The sequence below is a fragment of the Kineococcus vitellinus genome (assembly GCF_009906315.1).
In the GTDB taxonomy this organism is placed as follows: Bacteria; Actinomycetota; Actinomycetes; order Actinomycetales; family Kineococcaceae; genus Kineococcus; species Kineococcus vitellinus.
The window spans coordinates 1-672 of sequence record NZ_JAAALL010000624.1 but is presented as its reverse complement, the minus strand read 5'-3'; the positions used below and the strand labels follow the sequence as shown (position 1 = coordinate 672).

At 80.7% G+C, this 672-nt stretch carries 1 protein-coding gene; it reads right to left on the bottom strand.

Annotated features, from left to right (window positions below; genetic code table 11):
• A partial coding sequence (locus GTQ99_RS23795; protein WP_166618092.1) for a hypothetical protein occupies positions 1–672 on the bottom strand: 672 nt, incomplete at both ends.

Sequence of the window (672 nt, the reverse complement as noted above, 5' to 3'; positions counted from 1 at the left end):
GTCGGCGCGGGGCCGGGGGCGGCGGGGTCGGCCTGCGCGGCGGCGAGGACGTCCTCGTCGGGCAGCTCGCCGCTGCGCAGCGCCACGAGGGTGCTGGCCACGGCGGCGGCGAGCGCGCCGTCGATGTCGGCGGCGGCCAGCTGCTCGTGCAGGTTGCTCACCCGCGCCAGCGCCGCCTCGGGGTCGCCGGCGCGGGCCTCGCGCACGGCCTGCTGCAGCTCGCGCTGGGCGCGCTCGGTCGGCGTGCCGGCGATGGCGGTGAAGACGGTGTCGGGGAACCACTCCGGCAGCTGCGCGGAGACCGCGGTGGAGACGGGACCACCGCGCGCGCCCAGGGACCCGGCACCCGTGGCCGCCGCGGCGGCGGTGCCGCCCAGCAGCGCGAGCACGGCCGCGGTGGCCGCGCCGCCGCGGCCCAGCCGCTGCAGGGTGCGGCGGCGCGCCAGCAGCACGCGGGGCGCCTCGACGGGCCCGGGCTCCGGCTCGGCCTCGGAGGCGGCGACGATCTCGTCGATGGGCAGGTGCCGCACACCGGCCGTGTCGGGGTCGGCGTGCAGCGCGTAGGCGTCGAGCAGGCGCGCGACGGTGTCGCCGAGGTCGCCGTCGGTGGCCCGGTGGGCGCCGAGGCGGTCCAGCAGCGCGTCGGTGGCCAGCAGGTCGGGCACCGAGAAC